A 690-nucleotide genomic window follows, 5' to 3' on the forward strand; every position below is an offset into this window, starting at 1 on the left:
GCGCCACGAGGCCGAGGGCGTAGTCGCCCTCCGTGACGATCGTGCCGCGCTGGGTCACCGTGACGGTGCCGCCGTCGCCGCCCCGGGCACCCGGCCGTCCGCCGGCATCCGGCTGGTTGCCGCCGTTGCCGCCGATGCTCTGGACCAGGGCGCCGAGGGCGTAGTCGCCGGAGGTCCTGATCGTCCCGGACATGTCGAGGCGCGCGGTGCCGCCCGCGCCACCCTGCGTCACGTACGGGTTGCTGTAGGCGGTCCCGGATCCGCGGATGGAGCCGGCGCCGCCGAGGGACTCGACGATCACCGCGGTCGCCCCGACGCCGTCGGTGATCACCTGGCCGGAGCGCGTCACCGTGAGCGAGGCCGGACCGCCGGCGCCGCCCTGCCGGGACGCGGTCTGGTCCGCGTCGGTGCCGCCGTAGCCGGCCTTGCCGCCGACCGCGCTCACCCGGACGCCCAGGAAGGCCTGTCCCTCGGTCGAGACCGTGGACGACAGGGTCAGGCTGACCGAGCCGGCAGCGCCGCCGCCGCCGACATCCTTCTGGGCGTCGCCGCCATTCCCGCCCCGGGAGAAGACCCAGAACCGGGGGATCGGCTTGAAAACCGGCCGCGCAGCGTCGGTGATCTGATCGCCCCGCCCGACGACTTCGTCCGACAGCGTCACCGCGACGGCCCCGCCGCGCCCGCCATCGG

The 690-nt window shown here is 75.7% G+C and carries 1 pseudogene; it reads right to left on the reverse strand.

Going from position 1 to position 690, the window contains the following annotated elements:
• Positions 1-690 (reverse strand): annotated as a pseudogene (locus FV228_RS31685) (autotransporter outer membrane beta-barrel domain-containing protein); the annotation flags it as partial.

This window comes from Methylobacterium sp. WL18, from assembly GCF_008040015.1.
Classification (GTDB): domain Bacteria; phylum Pseudomonadota; class Alphaproteobacteria; order Rhizobiales; family Beijerinckiaceae; genus Methylobacterium; species Methylobacterium mesophilicum.